Origin of the sequence: Pseudomonas sp. NBRC 111127 (assembly GCF_001320345.1) — a bacterium.
Taxonomy (GTDB): domain Bacteria; phylum Pseudomonadota; class Gammaproteobacteria; order Pseudomonadales; family Pseudomonadaceae; genus Aquipseudomonas; species Aquipseudomonas juntendi.
The window spans coordinates 1-18,191 of the sequence record NZ_BCBD01000031.1 but is presented as its reverse complement, the minus strand read 5'-3'; the positions used below and the strand labels follow the sequence as shown (position 1 = coordinate 18,191).

Genomic DNA, 18,191 nt, shown 5'->3' with positions numbered 1-18,191 from the left:
CCACAGGGCTGCCTCAAGCCCTCAGAACACCGCCATACCCGTGGGAGCGGGCATGCCCGCGAACGGGCCGGCAGCAACGGCAAAAAAACGAATGTCGTAAACGCGCCATTGCAAGGCGTGCGCAGGCATCTGACCTACCCCGCCCAGTCATAACATCGCCACAAAGGGCCGCAGTGCCCCACGACAAAAAACGATCGCTGCCGGGAGATACACGATGTTCAGCAAGCAAGACCAGATCCAGGGTTACGATGATGCACTGCTGGCGGCGATGAATGCCGAAGAGCAGCGCCAGGAAGACCACATCGAGCTGATCGCCTCGGAAAACTACACCTCCAAGCGCGTGATGCAGGCCCAAGGCAGCGGCCTGACCAACAAATACGCCGAAGGCTACCCAGGCAAGCGCTACTACGGCGGCTGCGAGCACGTCGACAAGGTAGAGGCCCTGGCCATCGAGCGCGCCAAGCAACTGTTCGGCGCCGACTACGCCAACGTTCAGCCGCACTCCGGCTCGTCGGCCAACGGCGCTGTCTACCTGGCCCTGCTGCAGGCTGGTGACACCATCCTCGGCATGAGCCTGGCCCACGGCGGCCACCTGACCCACGGCGCCAAAGTGTCGTCCTCGGGCAAACTGTACAACGCTGTGCAATACGGCATCGACACCAATACTGGCCTGATCGACTACGACGAAGTCGAGCGCCTGGCCGTCGAGCACAAGCCGAAAATGATCGTTGCCGGTTTCTCGGCCTACTCCAAGACCCTGGACTTCCCGCGCTTCCGCGCCATCGCCGACAAAGTGGGTGCACTGCTGTTCGTCGACATGGCCCACGTGGCAGGCCTGGTCGCCGCTGGCCTGTACCCGAACCCGATCCCGTTCGCCGATGTGGTCACCACCACCACCCACAAGACCCTGCGTGGCCCGCGTGGTGGCCTGATCCTGGCCAAGGCCAACGAAGAGATCGAGAAGAAGCTCAACGCCGCGGTCTTCCCGGGCGCCCAGGGCGGCCCGCTGATGCACGTGATCGCCGCCAAGGCCGTGTGCTTCAAGGAAGCCCTGGAACCTGGCTTCAAGGCCTACCAGCAACAAGTGATCGAAAACGCCCAGGCCATGGCCCAGGTGTTCATCGACCGCGGCTATGACGTGGTGTCCGGCGGTACCGACAACCACCTGTTCCTGGTCAGCCTGATTCGTCAGGGCCTCACCGGCAAGGATGCCGACGCAGCCCTGGGCCGCGCGCACATTACCGTCAACAAGAACGCCGTGCCGAACGACCCGCAATCGCCGTTCGTGACCTCGGGCCTGCGCATCGGCACCCCGGCCGTCACCACCCGCGGCTTCAAGGTCACCCAGTGCGTGGCCCTGGCCGGCTGGATCTGCGACATCCTCGACAACCTCGGTGACGCAGACGTGGAAGCCGATGTGGCGAAGAACGTCGCGGCGCTGTGCGCTGATTTCCCTGTTTACCGCTGAGTGGAGTAAACGACAATGCAACGCTATTCGGGCTTCGGCCTTTTCAAACACTCCCTCAGCCACCACGAGAACTGGCAGCGCATGTGGCGCACGCCGACCCCTAAAAAGGTCTACGACGTGGTGATCGTTGGCGGTGGCGGCCATGGCCTGGCCACGGCCTACTACCTGGCCAAGGAACACGGCATCACCAACGTGGCCGTGATCGAAAAAGGCTACCTGGGCGGTGGCAACACTGCGCGTAACACCACCATCGTGCGCTCCAACTACCTGTGGGACGAGTCGGCCCACCTGTACGAGCACGCCATGAAGCTGTGGGAGGGCCTGTCCCAGGACCTCAACTACAACGTCATGTTCTCCCAGCGCGGCGTGTACAACCTGTGCCACACCCTGCAGGACATGCGTGACTCCGAGCGTCGCGTATCGGCCAACCGCCTGAACGGCGTGGATGGCGAGCTGCTGAACACCGCCCAGGTCGCGGCCGAAATCCCGTACCTGGACTGCTCGAAGAACACCCGCTACCCAATCCTTGGCGCCACCGTGCAGCGCCGCGGCGGCGTGGCCCGTCACGACGCCGTGGCCTGGGGCTTTGCCCGTGCCGCCGACGCCCTGGGTGTGGACCTGATCCAGCAGACCGAGGTGATCGGTTTCCGCAAGGAAAACGGTGCCGTCATCGGCGTGGAAACCAACAAGGGCTTCATCGGCGCCAAGCGCGTCGGCGTGGTCACCGCCGGTAACTCGGGGCACATGGCCAAGCTGGCCGGCTTCCGCCTGCCGCTCGAATCGCACCCGCTGCAAGCCTTGGTATCCGAGCCGATCAAGCCAATCATCGACAGCGTGATCATGTCCAACGCCGTGCACGGCTACATCAGCCAGTCCGACAAGGGCGACCTGGTGATCGGTGCCGGTATCGACGGCTGGGTCGGTTACGGCCAACGCGGTTCGTACCCGGTGATCGAGCATACCCTGCAAGCCATCGTCGAAATGTTCCCCAACCTGTCGCGCGTTCGCATGAACCGCCAGTGGGGCGGCATCGTAGATACCTCGCCGGACGCCTGCCCGATCATCACCAAGACCCCGGTCAAGAACATGTTCTTCAACTGCGGTTGGGGTACTGGCGGCTTCAAGGCGACCCCGGGTTCGGGCAACGTCTTTGCCGCGAGCCTGGCCAAGGGCGAAATGCACCCACTGGCTGCGCCGTTCTCCATGGACCGCTTCTACAACGGCGCACTGATCGACGAACACGGCGCCGCCGCCGTCGCCCACTAACCGGAGACACCGTCATGTTGCATATTTTCTGTCCCCACTGCGGCGAGCTGCGCTCCGAAGAAGAGTTCCACGCCTCTGGCCAGGCGCACATCGCCCGCCCGCTGGACCCGGCTGCCTGCTCCGACGAGGAGTGGGGTACCTACATGTTCTACCGTGACAACCCACGCGGTATTCACCACGAACTGTGGGACCACGTTGCCGGCTGCCGCCAGTACTTCAACGTCACCCGCGACACCGTGACCTACGAAATTCTGGAAACCTACAAGATTGGCGAAAAGCCGCAAGTGACCGCCAACGGTAAAGCTGCCAGCGCACCGTCCGCCGTCAAAGGCCAAGGGGAAAAAGTATGAGCCAGACCTATCGCCTCGCCAGCGGCGGCCGTATCGACCGCAGCAAGGTCCTGAACTTCACCTTCAACGGCAAGACCTACCAGGGTTATGCCGGTGACAGCCTGGCCGCCGCGTTGCTGGCCAACGGCGTCGACATCGTTGGCCGCAGCTTCAAGTACTCGCGTCCCCGCGGCATCATCGCCGCCGGTACCGAAGAGCCGAACGCCATCCTGCAGATCGGCTCCAGCGAAGCCACCCAGATCCCCAACGTGCGTGCCACCCAGCAGGCGCTGTATGCAGGCCTGGTCGCCACCAGCACCAACGGCTGGCCGAACGTCAACAACGACGTCATGGGCATCCTGGGCAAGGTCGGCGGCAGCATGATGCCGCCGGGCTTCTACTACAAAACCTTCATGTACCCCAAATCGTTCTGGATGACTTACGAGAAGTACATCCGCAAGGCAGCCGGCCTGGGCCGTGCACCGCTGCAGAACGACCCGGACAGCTACGACTACATGAACCAGCACTGCGACGTGCTGATCGTCGGTGCCGGCCCTGCTGGCCTGGCAGCAGCACTGGCCGCCGCGCGCAGCGGTGCCCGGGTGATCCTGGCTGACGAACAGGAAGAGTTCGGCGGCAGCCTGCTCGATACCCGCGAAACCCTGGACGGCAAGCCTGCCGCCGAATGGGTCAGCGCCGTGGTCAAAGAGCTGGAAGGCCTGCCGGAAGTGACCCTGCTGCCACGTGCCACGGTCAACGGCTACCACGACCATAACTTCCTGACCATTCACGAGCGCCTCACCGACCACCTCGGCGACCGCGCCCCGATCGGTCAGGTACGCCACCGCGTGCACCGTGTGCGCGCCAAGCGCGTGGTACTGGCTGCCGGCGCCCACGAGCGGCCGCTGGTGTACGGCAACAACGACGTGCCGGGCAACATGCTGGCCGGTGCCGTGTCCACCTATGTACGCCGCTACGGCGTGGCCCCGGGCCGCAAGCTGGTGCTGTCGACCAACAACGACCACGCCTACCGCGCGGCGCTGGACTGGCACGATGCCGGCCTGCAAGTGGTCGCCATTGCCGATGCCCGCCACAACCCGCGTGGTTCGCTGGTTGAAGAAGCGCGTGCCAAAGGCATCCGCATCCTTACCTCCAGTGCCGTGATCGAGGCCAAGGGCAGCAAGCACGTGACCGGCGCCCGTGTGGCGGCGATCGATGTGCAGGGGCACAAGGTCACCAGCCCTGGCGAAACCCTTGAGTGCGACCTGATCGCCTCGTCGGGCGGTTACAGCCCGATCGTTCACCTGGCATCGCACCTGGGCGGCCGCCCGGTATGGCGTGACGACATCCTCGGTTTCGTACCGGGCGATGCGCCGCAAAAACGCGAATGCGTGGGTGGCATCAATGGCGTCTACGCCCTGGGCGATGTGATTGCCGATGGTTTCGAAGGCGGCGTTCGCGCGGCCACCGAAGCTGGTTTCAAGGCCACCGTTGGCACCCTGCCGAAAACCGTTGCGCGCAAGGAAGAGGCCACCGTGGCGCTGTTCCTGGTACCGCACGACAAGGGCACCAAAGGGCCGAAGCAGTTCGTCGACCAGCAGAACGACGTGACCGCCGCCGGTATCGAACTGGCCACCCGTGAAGGTTTCGAGTCGGTCGAGCACGTCAAACGCTACACCGCGCTGGGCTTTGGTACCGACCAGGGCAAGCTGGGTAACATCAACGGCCTGGCCATTGCCGCCCGTTCCATCGGCATTACCATTCCGGAAATGGGTACCACCATGTTCCGCCCCAACTACACGCCGGTCACCTTCGGCGCGGTAGCGGGCCGCCACTGTGGTCACCTGTTCGAGCCCGTACGCTTCACCGCCCTGCATGCCTGGCACGTGAAGAACGGCGCCGAGTTCGAAGACGTCGGCCAGTGGAAGCGCCCTTGGTACTTCCCCAAGGCCGGTGAAGATATCCATGCTGCCGTGGCCCGCGAATGCAAGGCCGTGCGTGACAGCGTGGGCCTGCTGGACGCCTCCACCCTGGGCAAGATCGACATCCAGGGCCCGGATGCCCGTGAGTTCCTCAACCGCATCTACACCAACGCCTGGACCAAGCTCGACGTGGGCAAGGCCCGCTACGGCCTGATGTGCAAGGAAGACGGCATGGTCTTCGACGATGGCGTAACCGCCTGCGTCGGCGACAACCACTTCATCATGACCACCACCACCGGCGGCGCTGCACGCGTGCTGCAGTGGATGGAGCTGTACCACCAGACCGAATGGCCAGAGCTGAAGGTGTACTTCACTTCGGTCACCGACCACTGGGCCACCATGACCCTGTCCGGCCCCAACAGCCGCAAGCTGCTCAGCGAGCTGACCGACATCGACATGGACAAGGAAGCTTTCCCGTTCATGACCTGGAAGGAAGGCAACGTAGGCGGTGTACCGGCCCGGGTGTTCCGTATTTCGTTCACCGGTGAGCTGTCGTACGAAGTGAACGTGCAGGCCAACTACGCCATGGGCGTGCTGGAGCAGATCATCGAGGCGGGCAAGAAGTACAACCTGACCCCGTATGGCACCGAGACCATGCACGTTCTGCGCGCCGAGAAGGGCTTCATCATCGTCGGTCAGGACACCGACGGCTCGATGAACCCGGACGACCTGAACATGAGCTGGTGCGTGGGCCGCAACAAGCCGTTCTCGTGGATCGGCCTGCGTGGCATGAACCGCGAAGACTGCGTGCGTGAAAACCGCAAGCAGCTGGTGGGCCTGAAGCCGATCGACCCGACCAAGTGGCTGCCGGAAGGCGCCCAGCTGGTATTCGATCCCAAGCAGCCGATCCCGATGGACATGGTTGGCCATGTGACCTCCAGCTATGCGTCCAACTCGCTGGGCTACTCGTTCGCCATGGGCGTGGTCAAAGGCGGCCTCAAGCGCATGGGCGAGCGCGTCTACTCGCCGCAGGCGGATGGCAGCGTGATCGAGGCGGAAATCGTGTCTTCGGTGTTCTTCGATCCGAAGGGTGAGCGGCAGAACGTTTGAGGCCCCGGCACCAATGGTCCCTGGTTGGAATGAGGTCTCTGTGGGAGCGGGCGTGCCCGCGAAGAGGGCGGTGAATCCACCCTCGCATTCGCGGGCATGCCCGCTCCCACAAGGCCGGCGTTTCCTGCAGGCATCGTGGTCGACAACAGAATTCAAGGCAGGTAAGAAATGAGCGCTATCAACGTCTTCCAGCAAAACCCCGGCGCCGAGGCCAAGGCCCAGTCGCCACTGCACCACGCCGACCTGGCCAGCCTGGTTGGCAAAGGCCGCAAGAACGCAGGCGTAACCCTGCGCGAAAAGAAGTTTCTCGGCCACCTGACCCTGCGCGGCGATGGCCATGACCCGGAGTTCGCCGCGGGTGTACACAAGGCCCTGGGCCTGGAGTTGCCTGTAGCCCTGACCGTGGTGGCCAACGGCGACACCTCGCTGCAATGGGTCGGCCCTGATGAGTGGTTGCTGATCGTGCCTGGCGGCCAGGAACTGGCGGTCGAGCAAAAGCTGCGTGCAGCCCTCGAAGGCCAGCACATTCAGGTGGTCAATGTGAGCGGCGGGCAAAGCCTGCTGGAACTGCGCGGCCCCCATGTACGTGAAGTGCTGATGAAGTCCACCAGCTATGATGTTCACCCGAACAACTTCCCGGTGGGCAAGGCCGTCGGTACCGTGTTCGCCAAGTCGCAACTGGTGATCCGCCGTACTGCCGAAGACACCTGGGAGCTGGTGATTCGCCGCAGCTTCGCCGACTACTGGTGGCTGTGGCTGCAGGACGCTTCGGCCGAGTACGGCCTGAGCATCGAGGCTTAAGGAGCGCAGAACATGAGTCGGGCACCGGATACCTGGATTCTCACCGCCGACTGCCCGAGCATGCTCGGCACCGTCGACGTGGTGACGCGTTATCTCTTCGAGCAGCGCTGCTACGTGACGGAGCACCACTCCTTCGACGACCGGCAGTCGGGGCGTTTCTTCATTCGCGTGGAGTTTCGCCAGCCGGACGATTTCGATGAAGCCGGCTTTCGCGCCGGCCTTGCCGACCGCGGCGAAGCGTTCGGCATGGTGTTCGAGCTGACCGCCCCGAATCACCGCCCCAAAGTGGTGATCATGGTGTCCAAGGCCGACCACTGCCTGAACGACCTGCTGTATCGCCAGCGCATTGGCCAACTGGGCATGGACGTGGTCGCGGTGGTGTCCAACCACCCCGACCTCGAACCCTTGGCGCATTGGCACAAGATCCCGTATTACCACTTTGCCCTCGACCCCAAGGACAAGCCTGGGCAAGAGCGCAAGGTGTTGCAGGTCATCGAGGAAACCGGCGCCGAGCTGGTGATTCTTGCGCGCTACATGCAAGTGCTGTCGCCTGAGCTGTGCCGGCGCCTGGACGGCTGGGCGATCAACATCCACCACTCGCTGCTGCCGGGGTTCAAGGGTGCCAAGCCTTATCACCAGGCCTACAACAAGGGCGTGAAGATGGTCGGTGCCACGGCGCACTACATCAACAACGACCTCGACGAAGGGCCGATCATTGCCCAGGGCGTCGAGGTGGTGGACCACAGCCATTACCCGGAAGACCTGATCGCCAAGGGCCGCGACATCGAATGCCTGACCCTGGCGCGGGCGGTGGGGTATCACATCGAGCGGCGGGTGTTCCTCAACGCCAACCGGACTGTGGTTCTGTAATGACCTGTACCGGCCTCTTCGCGGCTGAAGCCGCTCCCACAGGTACTGCGTGAACTCAAAGCCAGCGCAGTACCTGTGGGAGCGGGCAAGCCCGCGAAGCAGGCGACGCGGTGTATGGCACCGGCTACGCCGGTGATCGCCGGCAAGCCAGCTCCCACAGGGATATCACAGGCCACCACCTCTGCTTACCCCATATCCTCCAACGACAAACCTGCCGCTAAAAGGCATCTCCCTGTCGCTCCCAGTCAGTGCACCCGGCCCCATCCGGCCCACAATTCCCCTCATCCAGAAACACATGCCGCCCAAGGATGGCGGCGCGTTCAACCACCGCTGCATAAATAAAAATCAAGCGAGGTAAGAGCATGTCTGGCAATCGTGGAGTGGTATATCTCGGCGCCGGCAAGGTCGAGGTGCAGAAGATCGACTATCCGAAAATGCAGGACCCACGCGGCAAGAAAATCGAGCATGGCGTGATCCTGAAGGTGGTCTCCACCAACATCTGCGGCTCCGACCAGCACATGGTCCGCGGCCGCACCACTGCCCAGGTCGGCCTGGTTCTGGGCCATGAAATCACCGGTGAGATCGTCGAGAAAGGCAGCGACGTCGAGCGCATGCAGATCGGCGACCTGGTTTCGGTACCGTTCAACGTTGCCTGCGGCCGTTGCCGCTCGTGCAAAGAGATGCACACCGGTGTGTGCCTCACCGTCAACCCGGCCCGCGCCGGCGGTGCCTACGGTTACGTCGACATGGGCGACTGGACCGGCGGCCAGGCCGAATACGTGCTGGTGCCCTACGCCGACTTCAACCTGCTGAAACTGCCCGAGCGCGACAAGGCCATGGAGAAGATCCGTGACCTGACTTGCCTGTCCGACATCCTGCCAACCGGCTACCACGGCGCCGTCACTGCCGGCGTAGGCCCAGGCAGCACCGTGTATGTCGCTGGTGCCGGCCCGGTCGGCCTGGCCGCCGCTGCCTCGGCGCGCCTGCTGGGCGCCGCTTGCGTCATCGTCGGCGACCTCAACCCGGCCCGCCTGGCCCACGCCAAGTCGCAGGGCTTTGAAGTGGTCGACCTGTCCAAGGACACCCCGCTGCACGAGCAGATCGTCGATATCCTCGGCGAGCCGGAAGTGGACTGCGCCGTTGACGCCGTCGGCTTCGAGGCCCGCGGCCATGGCCATGAAGGTGCCAAGCACGAAGCCCCGGCCACCGTACTCAACTCGCTGATGCAGGTTACCCGCGTAGCCGGCAACATCGGTATCCCGGGCCTGTACGTGACCGAAGACCCGGGCGCGGTGGACGCTGCCGCCAAGATCGGCGCGCTGAGCATCCGCTTCGGCCTGGGCTGGGCCAAGTCGCACAGCTTCCACACCGGCCAGACCCCGACCATGAAGTACAACCGCCAGCTGATGCAGGCGATCATGTGGGACCGCATCAACATTGCCGAAGTGGTGGGCGTGCAGGTGATCAACCTGGACCAGGCGCCGGAAGGGTATGGCGAGTTTGATGCCGGTGTGCCGAAGAAGTTTGTGATCGACCCGCACAAGATGTGGGGCGCTGCTTGATTGCGTGATGTAAAAAAGAGCCCCTCATCTTGAGGGGCTCTTTTTTATGGCTTGACTGAGCCTTGCACGGCAAGCACCGAGCCCATCTGATCGGTTGCCAGCGGGCCGCCGGCTTTGGTGTCGTCTGTACTCAGCTCTGCCAGCGGTTGTTCCGCATTGCGCACGATGGTGCGACCCTTATCGCCTTCTTTTACGGTAAAGAGCTTGTCGCCCTGGTAGAAGAACAGCGTACTGTTTGATGCTTTGCTCATTGTTCAAGTCCCTACCGTGCTGGATGAATGGAGGTCGCTTGAAACCCATTGTGAACAGCGGCAGGGATTTTGATACTGGCAGAAGTACTAGTTTTACAGCCTCACACGAAACCTGTGGGAGCGGGCGTGCCCGCGAAGAGGCCAGCCCTACCAACCCATCACTTAGCGCATCATCCCCAACTCAGCATCATCCATCAGCGCCTTGGCCAACGCGCTCAGGTAATGTGAAGCCCAGAGCAACTGCGGTTTGTTGTCCATCAGGCCGTCAATGGTCAAATCCCGCACATAGCCCATCAGTTCCGACGCTTGTTCTCGTGCATCCTGGCAAGGGATGCCTGGGGCGATGCAGAACAACGCGTGGGTCTTGTTTTCGCCTTGGTAAAACATGGTTTTGCCAACGGTGGTATTGGGTTTGGTGTTTTCTGTTGTCATTGTTTATTCCCTTGAACTTAGCTGCGCCTGTTCCGGCCTCTTCGCGGGTGAACCCGCCCCCACAGGTCAGGTTCGTCACAGGCGCAAAGCCGAGCGCAAAATCACTGTGGGAGCGGCTTTAGCCGCGAAGAGGCCAGCTCAGGCAACGCAAGGCTTGAAGCCCTTAATGCAACGTCCGCGGCTCAGAAGGCAACTGGGCCTGGATCAAGGCTGCCTCGAGCAGCGCTCGCAACGCCTCGAGTTCATGCATCGTCGCCATGATCAGTACCGAGCCTGGCGACTTGGGCTGCAGCAGCACCGCCTGCTGCGCGACCGTTTGCGCGCACAGGGCGTACTCCGCGGCCTGGATGAGTGTGTCTTCTAGGGAATGGTAAGTGTGGGGTGGATCGGGGACGATCTTAAGCATGCTGGATGACCTCTAAGTGATGCCACCACCGGCCTGCTGTCAAACAAGAGGGAGGCAGCTGTACATGGGTTGACAGACCGGTAGGTCAACCAAAACCCGGCGCACATGAGTGCCCCATGCACAGCTGCCATAACGGCAAAAGCCATGTGGTTGACGAGTGCGGCCTGTCAAAGCCGGCCGCTGATTTCGCAGCGACCGCCCGAGACTAGAGCCCAACCCAGATCATCGCAATGGCTTAAGCGGCTTGTGACTGTAATTCAGAAGCGTCCTACAAGTAAGCGTAAAAATCTGAAAGTCATAGGGAGAATTACGCGCTGGGCATCCGCTTCGGCCTGAGCTGGAGCAAGTTGCACAGCTCCCACACAGGCCAGACAGCCACCATGCAGTACAACCGCCAGCTGATGCAGGCGATCATGTGGGACCGCATCAATATTGCCGAAGTGGTAGCGTGCAGATGATCAACCTATCCTTTTGCCTTTTGCCTTTTGCCTTTTGCCTTTTGCCTTTTGCCTTTTGCCTTTGCTTCGGCGTCATTCTCGTATTTTTTTGACGATCACAAAAACTGCTACGCCTACTACGAGTGCACCGAAGAAAGTCTGCATTACTGCGGCCAGATTGCCTGAACCCTTCCAGCCACGTCCGGTACTTCTATTTATATGAACATTTGATTTGGGCTTCAGGTCCTTTTGAAGGGAGTAAGGCGTTGTGTGCAATCTTTGCTCGGACAGATCTGTCATGCCTTTGGCGACTGGATTTTGCACACGGGTGTGGATGTTATCTGCAGCGGTCGGGGCCGCGGCTCCAGATGGGCGTCGCGCAAATTTATCTAATGCCGGAGAGGCTAGATTGATGTTGCTGTTCGAACCTAGTTGACCACGGGCTGAGCTTAGATCGGACGTGATATTCATTCTTGGATTAGGGCCGTTCGCTTTAGGTGAGTGAACTCCGTAGATGGCAAAGTTGGTGATATGGTTCCCGAGTTTTGATAAGGTGTTACTTAGCCATAGCGGCAACCGCATCTCGCCAGTAGGGTCGATATAATTAATCGGGTCGCCTGCGCAGTACGCATAGGAATTCAATCCACCTTCACCGAAAGGGCTCTGCAGATCACTGCTGCAGAAGCGCTTGATAGCCTGAGCGTACAACCGTCGTCCCGCACCCAGCATATCGCCTTGAGCCAAGGGGTCACGCCATTCGCCGTTGAATCCAATTAAGGCGAGCGCTTTATCCGCGGGTAAATGACCATAAGGCGTGTACGCTGCTAATTCTGCTGGTACACCCAGTACCGAGTTGGTTTGGTCAACCTTCAGCACTTTGGCTCTTTTCGACTGTTCAAGCTGGGCCAACGCCATGTCAGCTGCCCATACGATGTGTCGATGACCTTGCAGGGTGACTTCCGTGGCCAGTCTTTTATCTTGGTAGAAGTGCATCGCGCGAGCGGGTCCGTTTTTGGCGATGGAGCTAGCCGAGGCGTCTGGGGCCTGATCATTCTTGCTTGGGGAGGCAAAAGTCATGGTTACGGTCCAGAGGTGTTATTGATGTGGCTTCACTTTGCTCGTCCTTTCCAACGGCAACAACTGGCAATATTGATAGGTGGAGGCGTTTCGCCCGCGGGTAGGTTGCAGGGTAACGCTTCAGGCCTTGCACGATGATGGGCCGATGATCGGCCTGGAACAACCTTGCAGCCTTCCAGTCCAACAAAACCAAGTTTCCCTTGCCATTCCGGCCCATGAGGTCCCTCCAATGAAAGCATTCACCCTGGCAACCCTGATGACCCTGGCCGCAAGCCCGGTGTTCGCCTTCAACCTCAGCGACGCCGCCAACGCCGTATCCGCCATGCAAAACCAGCAACAGCAAGGCCAGGTACAGGCGCCCCAGGCGCAGGCCGATTTGCTCAACACCCTGGGCAGCCAGTTGAACATCACCCCCGAACAGGCCGTGGGCGGGGCGGGGGCGATGTTGGGGTTGGCACGCAACAGTCTGAGCAGCGAGGACTATGGCCAGCTGACCAAGGCGGTACCGGGCCTGGACCTGTTGTCGGGTGCCAATGCCCTGGGCGGGCTAAGTGGCTTGGGGGATTTGCTGGGCAGCAACAAGGGTAGCCAGTCGGCCTTGGACAAGGCGTTGGGTAACGACGTGCAGAACCGCAGCGACCTGGACAATGCCTTCAAGGCCCTGGGCATGGATACCGGCATGATCGGGCAGTTCGCGCCGTTGTTGCTGCAGTACCTGGGGCAGCAGGGGATTGCTGGTTCGCTGTTGCAGAACCTGGGAAGTTTGTGGACGACGCCGGCGCCGTTGGCTCAGCCTTCGGTCTGATGGTTCTTTAGCGCCAGGGCTGGCATCACAGCCGTTGAAGGCTGGCGCTGTCCTGTAGGAGCGGCCTTGTGTCGCGAAGGGCTGCGCAGCGGCCCCAGGTTTTCAGCTTCGCGTCAAAGATTGCCGGGGCCGCTGCGCGGCCCTTTCGCGACACAAGGCCGCTCCTACAAGCGACCGCGCAAGCCCGGGAAAGCGGAGTCAGGCTGTTTCTGTGAAGTCCACCAGGCGCACCGGGCGGCGGAAGCCGGCGGTCGGTACGGGCCGAATACGTGCTGGTGCCCTACGCCGACTTCAACATGCTGTAACTGCCCGAGCGCGGCAAGGCCATGGAGTATATCCGTGACCTGACTTGCCTGTCGGACATCCTGCCAAGCGGCTACCACGGCGCCGTCACTGCCGGCTAGGCCCACAAGGACACCCCGCTGAACTCGCTGATGCAGGTTACCCGCGTAGCCGGCAACATCGGTATCCCGGGCCTGTACGTGACCGAAGACCCGGGCGCGGTGGACGCTGCCGCCAAGATCGACGCGCTGAGCATCCGCTTCGGCCTGGGCTGGGCCAAGTCGCACAGCTTCCACACCGGCCAGACCCCGACCATGAGGTGATCGTCTTCCTTCGGTACTTTGTTCATGGTTGAAGTCCCTGCCGCAGTGGATGAATGGGAACTGCCTGGCGCCTGTTCTGGACCGTTGCAGGTATTTTTTTGATACTGGCAGAAATAACAGTTTCGAGCACTCGCGCTGAAGCTTTGGGGCCTGAGCGGTTTCAGCGTGATGGCTAGTTTCGTCTGATAGCTGCAGCGATTCCCTCGTTCAACTCGCGTTCCACGGATTCGGGGTTCCGGCGCCATTCATCCCATGAGTTAGTCGACGCGGGTGAACTACTCCTGCTGCGAGTAACACTCGGTGATCTAGTGAGCTCCTCTGGATGGTATCCAGCAGCATCAGCTGTTGGATTTGGAGTCGTGAAGCCTCGGCGGTTGGGGTGGGGAGGCAATTGGGTTGGCTGATTCTGGCGTTGAACCGGAGCAACGATCGCTACAGGTTTTACTTGGCGGGAGGGTTGCATTATGCGTGAAACGTTTGCCGTGGGCGATCCGTTAGTAACTGTACGCGTTTCGAATTGGCTGACTAATTTTCCGACATTTTGACCAAGGCTGCGGCGGCTTGAGGTGACAGGTTGCGAAATCACTGGCCCGGGACTCACTGGCGCACCAATTATCTGAACTGCGTAGTTCTCGGTGACTTTGTAACGCCGGCCCTTAATCGTTTTAAGCATGTGGCCGCTCGGATCATTCCGATTTACAGGATCTGCGCCACAGTAGATGTAGGGATTCATCCCTCCCAGTCCAAAGGGGCTCCAGCTGTCAGGTGAGCAAAATCTCATCAAAGCAGGGCTGTATGTCCGATAGCCGCTGCCGAGATGGTAACTTGCGGTGGCAATCTGCAAGTGTTCGCCGTTGAAGCCAAGCAACGTCTTCCCTGAGGGCAATTTCGGATCATGACCGTAAACTGAGTAGTGATGACTTTCCCGATGGCTTTCGCTCTTATGGTTGTTCATGTCTGGTTTGACCTGCTGTAGGGGACCTGAGCATTTTGACCAACTGCCGAGAATTCGATACTGATAGAAATAACAGCCTGTAATGCTCCCACACCGTGGGCGGGGCGGGGCGATGTTGGGGTTGGCACGCAACAGTCTGAGCAGCGAGGACTAAGGCCAGCTGACCAAGGCGATTCCGGGCCTGGACCCGTTGTCGGCTGCCAATGCCCTGGGCGGGCTAAGTGGCTTGGGGATTTGCTGGGCAGCAACAAGGGTAGCCAGTCGGCCTTGGACAAGGCGTTGGGTAACGACGGGCAGAACCGCCGCGACCTGGACAATGCCATCAAGGCCCTGGGCATGGATACCGAGTTCATGGACGCCGCCGGCGCCGTTGGCTCAGCCTTCGGTCTGATGGTTCTTTAGCGCCAGGGCTGGCATCACAGCCGTTGAAAGCTGGCGCTGTCCTGTAGGAGCGGCCTTGTGTCGCGAAAGGGCTGCGCAGCGGCCCCAGGATTTCAGCTTCGCGTCAAAGATTGCCGGGGCCGCTGCGCGCCCCTTTCGCGACACAAGGCCGCTCCTACAAGCGACCGCGCAAGCCCGGGAAAGCGGAGTTAAGCCCGGGAAGCGGAGTCAAGCCCGGGAAAGCGGAGTTAAGCCCAGGAAAGCGGAGTCAGGCTGTTTCTGTGAAGTCCACCAGGCGCACCGGGCGGCGGAAGCCGGCGGTCAGTACGGCCAGGTAGGCAAGACCCAGGGCAAACCAGCAAAGGCCGATCACCAGGGTCAGCGCCGACAGGCTGGTCCACAGCCACAAGGTCAACGCCAGGCCCACCAGCGGCACGAGGCCATAGCACAGCAGCCCCTTGAGGTTGCGCTGCGCCCCGTCATCCATCAAGTGGGTCTTCACCACCGCCAGGTTCACCGCCGAAAACGCCACCAGCGCACCAAAGCTGATCAGCGAGGCCAGGGTCGCCAGGTCGATCACCAACGCCAGCAGCGAAAACGCCGACACCAGCAAAATGGCGAACACCGGGGTACCGAACCGTGGCGACAGGTAACCGAAGCTGCGCCGCGGCAGCACGTTGTCACGGCCCATGGTGAACAGGATGCGCGACACTGCCGCCTGCGAGGCCAGCGCCGAGCCCAGGCTGCCGGCAACAAAAGCTGCGGTGAAGAAGTTGGCCAGGAACTGCCCACCCGCCTTGAACATCACCTCGTTGGCCGCCGCATCGGCATTGGCGAAGGTGGTGCCCGGCATGACCAGTTGGCTGACATAGGCCAGCACGGTGAACAGTACGCCAGCGAACAGGGTGGTGAGGATGATCGCCCGTGGCACGTCGCGGCGGGCATCGCGGCATTCTTCAGCCAGGGTCGAAACGGCATCGAAGCCAAGGAACGACAGGCACAATACCGCCGCACCAGCCATCAGCGCGCCAAAGCCAGGTTGTGAGCCGTCACCCAGCAGCGGTGACAGCAGGTCGAGCGGCTGGCCGGCCAGCGTTTGGCATGACAGGGCCACGAATACCACGATGAAGACGATCTGCGCGCCGACGATCAGGTTGCTGGTTTTGGCCACCGAATGAATGCCGACCACGTTGAGCACGGTGACCAGGGCGATCGAGGCCAGCGCAATGGACCACGCCGGGATGGCCGGGAAGGCGATATTGAGGAACAAGCCAATCAACAGGTAGTTGATCATCGGCAGGAACAGATAGTCGAGCAGCAGCGACCAGCCAGCGAGGAAACCGATGTTGGGGCCGAAAGCCATGTTGGTGTAGGAGTACGCCGAGCCTGCCACTGGGAAACGCTTGACCATGAAACTGTAGGAGGCGGCGGTGAACAGCATGGCCACCAGGGTGACCATGTAGGCGCTGGCGGTGCGGCCCCCGGTCAGCTCTGTCACGATGCCATAGGTGGTGAAGATGGTTAGCGGGACCATGTACACCAGGCCGAAGAACACCAGGGCCGGAAGGCCGAGAACACGGCGAAGCTGAGCGGAGTTGGAGCTGGGTGGGTTGGCCATCGAACGATCCAGAGCGTTTTTTTAGTTGTGCTTTGGTCGATTTTTATCCACTTGAGTGGGGGATGACAAAAAAGTAATCCTTATGTTGATTATTAGCCTGGCTTTTAATCGTATTGTTGGGCTGCCTGAGCGGGCCGCGGGTGGCAGCCCAAGCCCGAAGGTAGCACCACCCTGCGTAGGAGCGGGTTCACCCGCGAAGAGGCCCCATCAGGCGGTAAAGACCTCAGCCCATCTCCCCCCGCAGTTGCTCGATCCGCTGGTCCTTGTCCAACCACAACTGGTTCACCCAGGCCTGCACGGTCTGGCGGAATTCAGGATCGTTCTCGTAATCCCCCGCCCATAATCCAGGGTCCAGCTCACGCAACTGAATGTCGATAATCACCCGGCTAATGCTGCCATTGAGCAAATCCCAGAACCCCGGCGCCTTGTTGCCTGGGTACACGATGGTCACGTCCAGCAGCGCATCGAGCTGCTCACCCAGCGCCGCCAGCACGAACGCCACGCCACCGGCCTTGGGCTTGAGCAGGTAACGGTATGGCGACTGTTGCGCCTGGCGCTTGGCGTCGGTGAAGCGTGTGCCTTCGAGGTAGTTGACCACGGTCACCGGCTGGCGCTTGAACAGCTCGCAGGCGGCCTTGGTGATCTCCAGGTCCTTGCCCTTCAGCTCGGGGTGCTTGGCCAGAAAAGCCTTGCTGTAGCGCTTCATGAACGGGTAATCCAGCCCCCACCAGGCCAGCCCCAGCAGCGGTACCCATATCAGCTCTTTTTTCAGGAAGAACTTGAAGAACGGCGTGCGCCGGTTGAGGCTTTCGATCAGGGCCGGAATGTCCACCCAGGACTGGTGGTTGCTCACCGCCAGGTAGGAAGTGTCCTTGCGCAGGTTCTCGACGCCGCGGATATCCCAGTGGGTGGGGATGCACAGGGCAAAGATGGCCTTGTCGATTTCCGACCAAGTTTCGGCCACCCACATCACCGCCCACGAGGCATAGTCACGGCCACGGCCCGGCAACACCAGTTTGAGCAGGGCGAAGACCAGCAGCGGGCAGATCAGCACCAAGGTGTTGAGCAGCAGCAGGGTGGTCGTAAGAATGCCGGTAAGCAGGCGACGCATAAGGAAACTCTTGTTGTATGAAGTTGGCAGGGCGCAATGATAAGCAGCGCCGGGGCCTACGCCAAATGTCCAATGCCCGGCGGCAGGAACAAATGTTTCACAACATGTTGGATAACCTTGTGACAACGAACCTATCCTGCCAGTGCAGTCTAAGCACTGACCTCTTTGAAGGAAGCCTGCCTGTGAAACCTTTGCTTGCCCTGTTGTCGTTGTTGTCACTGCCGGTAATGGCCGCCGACCCTACCCTCTACGGCCGCTACGAGAACATCGCCCTGCCCGAGCTGGGCGAAACGTTGAAAGCCAAGATGGATACCGGCGCCTTTACCGCCTCGCTGTCGGCCAAGGATATCGAGTTGTTCACCCGCGATGGCGATGAGTGGGTGCGCTTTCGCCTGGCGACCAAGGACGCCGATGGCAAAGTTTACGAGCACAAGGTCTCGCGTATCAGCAAGATCAAAGGGCGGGCCGATGAGGAAGACGAAGGGGATACGCCGGAAGTTTCCAAGCGCCCGGTGGTCGACCTGCAGTTGTGCCTGGGTGACGTGAAACGCACTGTCGAAGTGAACCTGGTGGACCGCAGCAACTTCAACTACCCGCTGTTGATTGGCTCCAAGGCGCTGCGCGAGTTCAAGGCGGCGGTCAACCCAGCGAAGAAATTTACTGCTGGCAAGCCAGACTGCTGATACGTAGCTTGAGGGAGGGCAAACAGGTCGGGCGCTGATTGGGTCAGGATTGGGCAGTTGTTTCCTGTGGGACCCCGGTGAGGCATTCGCGGGCATGCCCGC

16 protein-coding genes and 3 pseudogenes are annotated in these 18,191 nt (G+C 61.2%); 12 read left to right on the top strand and 7 right to left on the bottom strand.

Features of this window, described 5'->3' with window-relative positions; all coding sequences use genetic code 11:
* The first annotated feature begins 214 nt into the window (after window positions 1-214).
* From APH30_RS08440 to fdhA, 7 genes are all read left to right on the top strand, one after another.
* Complete coding sequence (locus APH30_RS08440) at window positions 215-1,468, top strand: serine hydroxymethyltransferase (protein ID WP_009683372.1); 1,254 nt, start codon at window positions 215-217, stop codon at window positions 1,466-1,468.
* 15 nt (window positions 1,469-1,483) lie between these two features.
* The gene (locus tag APH30_RS08435) at window positions 1,484-2,734 is read left to right on the top strand and encodes a sarcosine oxidase subunit beta family protein (RefSeq protein WP_003255680.1); all 1,251 of its coding nucleotides are present in this window, start codon (window positions 1,484-1,486) and stop codon (window positions 2,732-2,734) included.
* A gap of 14 nt (window positions 2,735-2,748) precedes the next feature.
* Complete coding sequence (locus tag APH30_RS08430) at window positions 2,749-3,084, top strand: sarcosine oxidase subunit delta (protein WP_009683373.1); 336 nt, start codon at window positions 2,749-2,751, stop codon at window positions 3,082-3,084.
* Complete coding sequence (locus tag APH30_RS08425; protein WP_054912223.1) at window positions 3,081-6,095, top strand: sarcosine oxidase subunit alpha; 3,015 nt, start codon at window positions 3,081-3,083, stop codon at window positions 6,093-6,095. The genes APH30_RS08430 and APH30_RS08425 overlap by 4 nt, the downstream gene beginning before the upstream one ends.
* Window positions 6,096-6,263: 168 nt before the next feature.
* On the top strand, window positions 6,264-6,896 hold the full coding sequence (locus APH30_RS08420; protein WP_009683376.1) for a sarcosine oxidase subunit gamma: 633 nt from the start codon (window positions 6,264-6,266) through the stop codon (window positions 6,894-6,896).
* A gap of 12 nt (window positions 6,897-6,908) precedes the next feature.
* On the top strand, window positions 6,909-7,766 hold the full coding sequence (gene purU, locus APH30_RS08415; RefSeq protein ID WP_054912222.1) for a formyltetrahydrofolate deformylase: 858 nt from the start codon (window positions 6,909-6,911) through the stop codon (window positions 7,764-7,766).
* 362 nt (window positions 7,767-8,128) lie between these two features.
* Entirely contained in the window at window positions 8,129-9,328 is a 1,200-nt protein-coding gene (fdhA, locus tag APH30_RS08410; protein WP_009683378.1) for a formaldehyde dehydrogenase, glutathione-independent, read from the top strand.
* Between the two features lie 44 nt (window positions 9,329-9,372).
* Here fdhA and APH30_RS08405 read toward each other — a convergent pair whose 3' ends face one another.
* The 3 genes from APH30_RS08405 to APH30_RS08395 all read right to left on the bottom strand — a co-directional run bounded on the left by APH30_RS08405 (window position 9,373) and on the right by APH30_RS08395 (window position 10,417).
* Entirely contained in the window at window positions 9,373-9,579 is a 207-nt protein-coding gene (locus tag APH30_RS08405; protein WP_054912221.1) for a hypothetical protein, read from the bottom strand.
* Between the two features lie 162 nt (window positions 9,580-9,741).
* Entirely contained in the window at window positions 9,742-10,011 is a 270-nt protein-coding gene (locus APH30_RS08400) for a DUF3077 domain-containing protein (RefSeq protein ID WP_051095432.1), read from the bottom strand.
* A gap of 163 nt (window positions 10,012-10,174) precedes the next feature.
* Complete coding sequence (locus APH30_RS08395; protein ID WP_009682550.1) at window positions 10,175-10,417, bottom strand: hypothetical protein; 243 nt, start codon at window positions 10,415-10,417, stop codon at window positions 10,175-10,177.
* A gap of 311 nt (window positions 10,418-10,728) precedes the next feature.
* On the opposite strand from APH30_RS08395, the pseudogene APH30_RS28655 reads away from it, so the two are divergent.
* A pseudogene (locus tag APH30_RS28655) lies at window positions 10,729-10,863 on the top strand (formaldehyde dehydrogenase, glutathione-independent); the annotation flags it as partial.
* An 84-nt stretch (window positions 10,864-10,947) separates the two neighbouring features.
* Here the strand turns inward: APH30_RS28655 and APH30_RS27685 are convergent.
* Window positions 10,948-11,931, bottom strand: coding sequence for an RHS repeat-associated core domain-containing protein (locus APH30_RS27685; RefSeq protein WP_082416131.1), 984 nt, complete (start codon window positions 11,929-11,931; stop codon window positions 10,948-10,950).
* 229 nt (window positions 11,932-12,160) lie between these two features.
* On the opposite strand from APH30_RS27685, the gene APH30_RS08390 reads away from it, so the two are divergent.
* Window positions 12,161-12,736, top strand: coding sequence for a DUF2780 domain-containing protein (locus tag APH30_RS08390; protein ID WP_054912220.1), 576 nt, complete (start codon window positions 12,161-12,163; stop codon window positions 12,734-12,736).
* Window positions 12,737-12,993: 257 nt separating this feature from the next.
* Window positions 12,994-13,338: pseudogene (locus APH30_RS28650) on the top strand (hypothetical protein); the annotation flags it as partial.
* 175 nt (window positions 13,339-13,513) lie between these two features.
* Here APH30_RS28650 and APH30_RS29900 read toward each other — a convergent pair.
* Entirely contained in the window at window positions 13,514-14,296 is a 783-nt protein-coding gene (locus APH30_RS29900; RefSeq protein WP_082416130.1) for an RHS repeat-associated core domain-containing protein, read from the bottom strand.
* A 97-nt stretch (window positions 14,297-14,393) separates the two neighbouring features.
* Between APH30_RS29900 and APH30_RS08385 the strand changes: the two are divergent.
* Window positions 14,394-14,687 (top strand): annotated as a pseudogene (locus APH30_RS08385) (DUF2780 domain-containing protein); the annotation flags it as partial.
* Between the two features lie 258 nt (window positions 14,688-14,945).
* On the opposite strand, the gene APH30_RS08380 reads toward APH30_RS08385, so the two are convergent.
* Both APH30_RS08380 and APH30_RS08375 read right to left on the bottom strand, forming a co-directional pair.
* The gene (locus APH30_RS08380) at window positions 14,946-16,295 is read right to left on the bottom strand and encodes an APC family permease (protein WP_054912219.1); all 1,350 of its coding nucleotides are present in this window, start codon (window positions 16,293-16,295) and stop codon (window positions 14,946-14,948) included.
* Window positions 16,296-16,518: 223 nt separating this feature from the next.
* Window positions 16,519-17,406 carry an acyltransferase gene (locus APH30_RS08375; protein ID WP_054912218.1) on the bottom strand — a complete coding sequence of 296 codons (888 nt, stop codon included), beginning with the start codon at window positions 17,404-17,406 and terminating at the stop codon, window positions 16,519-16,521.
* A gap of 182 nt (window positions 17,407-17,588) precedes the next feature.
* On the opposite strand from APH30_RS08375, the gene APH30_RS08370 reads away from it, so the two are divergent.
* Window positions 17,589-18,089 (top strand): ATP-dependent zinc protease, encoded by a 501-nt coding sequence (locus APH30_RS08370; protein ID WP_009682544.1) that lies wholly within the window; start codon window positions 17,589-17,591, stop codon window positions 18,087-18,089.
* The last annotated feature ends 102 nt before the right edge of the window (window positions 18,090-18,191 follow it).

What these genes read in the sequence shown, in the direction of transcription:
- APH30_RS08375 (WP_054912218.1), bottom strand. Translation starts at nt 17,406, where the DNA reads ATGCGTCGCCTGCTTACCGGCATTCTTACGACCACCCTGCTGCTGCTC.
- APH30_RS08425 (WP_054912223.1), top strand. Translation starts at nt 3,081, where the DNA reads ATGAGCCAGACCTATCGCCTCGCCAGCGGCGGCCGTATCGACCGCAGC.
- APH30_RS08435 (WP_003255680.1), top strand. Translation starts at nt 1,484, where the DNA reads ATGCAACGCTATTCGGGCTTCGGCCTTTTCAAACACTCCCTCAGCCAC.
- fdhA (WP_009683378.1), top strand. Translation starts at nt 8,129, where the DNA reads ATGTCTGGCAATCGTGGAGTGGTATATCTCGGCGCCGGCAAGGTCGAG.
- purU (WP_054912222.1), top strand. Translation starts at nt 6,909, where the DNA reads ATGAGTCGGGCACCGGATACCTGGATTCTCACCGCCGACTGCCCGAGC.
- APH30_RS08405 (WP_054912221.1), bottom strand. Translation starts at nt 9,579, where the DNA reads ATGAGCAAAGCATCAAACAGTACGCTGTTCTTCTACCAGGGCGACAAG.
- APH30_RS27685 (WP_082416131.1), bottom strand. Translation starts at nt 11,931, where the DNA reads ATGACTTTTGCCTCCCCAAGCAAGAATGATCAGGCCCCAGACGCCTCG.
- APH30_RS08395 (WP_009682550.1), bottom strand. Translation starts at nt 10,417, where the DNA reads ATGCTTAAGATCGTCCCCGATCCACCCCACACTTACCATTCCCTAGAA.
- APH30_RS29900 (WP_082416130.1), bottom strand. Translation starts at nt 14,296, where the DNA reads ATGAACAACCATAAGAGCGAAAGCCATCGGGAAAGTCATCACTACTCA.
- APH30_RS08430 (WP_009683373.1), top strand. Translation starts at nt 2,749, where the DNA reads ATGTTGCATATTTTCTGTCCCCACTGCGGCGAGCTGCGCTCCGAAGAA.
- APH30_RS08440 (WP_009683372.1), top strand. Translation starts at nt 215, where the DNA reads ATGTTCAGCAAGCAAGACCAGATCCAGGGTTACGATGATGCACTGCTG.
- APH30_RS08380 (WP_054912219.1), bottom strand. Translation starts at nt 16,295, where the DNA reads ATGGCCAACCCACCCAGCTCCAACTCCGCTCAGCTTCGCCGTGTTCTC.
- APH30_RS08400 (WP_051095432.1), bottom strand. Translation starts at nt 10,011, where the DNA reads ATGACAACAGAAAACACCAAACCCAATACCACCGTTGGCAAAACCATG.
- APH30_RS08420 (WP_009683376.1), top strand. Translation starts at nt 6,264, where the DNA reads ATGAGCGCTATCAACGTCTTCCAGCAAAACCCCGGCGCCGAGGCCAAG.
- APH30_RS08390 (WP_054912220.1), top strand. Translation starts at nt 12,161, where the DNA reads ATGAAAGCATTCACCCTGGCAACCCTGATGACCCTGGCCGCAAGCCCG.